This is a genomic window from Kitasatospora sp. NPDC096077, from assembly GCF_040303245.1.
Taxonomy (GTDB): domain Bacteria; phylum Actinomycetota; class Actinomycetes; order Streptomycetales; family Streptomycetaceae; genus Kitasatospora.
The window spans coordinates 1-1,400 of sequence record NZ_JBEOSV010000040.1; the positions used below are offsets into that span (position 1 = coordinate 1).

A 1,400-nucleotide genomic window follows, 5' to 3' on the forward strand; every position below is an offset into this window, starting at 1 on the left:
CGTTGAGCAACGAGAGCCTGGCCAACCTGCTCAAGGAGGAGCGGCGTTTCGCCCCGCCGGCAGAGCTCGCCGCAGCCGCCAACGTCACCGCGGCCGCGTACGCGCAGGCCTCCGAGGACCGCCTGGGCTTCTGGGCCGAGCAGGCCCGCCGCCTGGACTGGGCGGTCGAGCCGACCCAGACCCTCGACTGGTCCAACCCGCCCTTCGCCAAGTGGTTCGCCGACGGCAAGCTCAACGTGGCCTACAACTGCGTCGACCGCCACGTCGAGAACGGCCTCGGCGACCGCGTCGCCATCCACTTCGAGGGCGAGCCCGGCGACAGCCGCTCGATCACCTACGCCCAGCTCAAGGACGAGGTCTCCCAGGCCGCCAACGCCCTGCTGGAGCTCGGCGTCCGCAAGGGCGACCGGATCGCCGTCTACCTCCCGATGATCGCCGAGGCCGTCGTCGCGATGCTCGCCTGCGCCCGCATCGGCGCCACCCACTCCGTCGTCTTCGGCGGCTTCTCCGCCGACGCCGTCGCCTCCCGCATCCAGGACGCCCAGGCCAAACTCGTCATCACCGCCGACGGCGGCTACCGCCGCGGCAAGCCCTCCGCCCTCAAGCCCGCCATCGACGAGGCCCTCACCAAGGTCGAGGGCGTCGAACACGTCCTGGTCATCCGCCGCACCGGCCAGGACGTCGCCTGGACCCAGGGCCGCGACGTCTGGTGGCACGAGATCACCGCGCGCCAGTCCACCGAGCACACCCCCGAGGCGCACGACGCCGAGCACCCGCTGTTCATCCTCTACACCTCCGGCACCACCGGTAAGCCCAAGGGCATCCTGCACACCTCGGGCGGCTACCTCACCCAGGCCAGCTACACCCACCACGCGGTCTTCGACCTCAAGCCCGCCACCGACGTCTACTGGTGCACCGCCGACATCGGCTGGGTCACCGGCCACTCCTACATCGTCTACGGCCCGCTCTCCAACGGCGCCACCCAGGTCATCTACGAGGGCACCCCCGACACCCCCCACCAGGGCCGGTTCTGGGAGATCGTCCAGAAGTACGGCGTCACCATCCTCTACACCGCCCCCACCGCGATCCGCACCTTCATGAAGTGGGGCGACGACATCCCCGCGAAGTTCGACCTGTCCTCCCTGCGGGTGCTGGGCAGCGTCGGCGAGCCGATCAACCCCGAGGCGTGGATCTGGTACCGCGAGCACATCGGCGCCGGCACCTGCCCCATCGTCGACACCTGGTGGCAGACCGAGACCGGCGCCATGATGATCAGCCCCCTGCCCGGCGTCACCGAGACCAAGCCCGGCTCCGCCCAGCGCGCCCTGCCCGGCATCGCCGCCACCGTCGTCGACGACGAGGCCAACGAGGTCCCCAACGGCTCCGGCGGCTACCTCGTG

1 protein-coding gene is annotated in these 1,400 nt (G+C 70.7%); it reads left to right on the plus strand.

The window, feature by feature from the left end:
* Positions 1 to 2: 2 nt before the first annotated feature.
* Positions 3 to 1,400: acetate--CoA ligase (locus ABTZ03_RS28265; protein WP_350515917.1), on the plus strand; the 1,398-nt coding region annotated here is incomplete at its 3' end.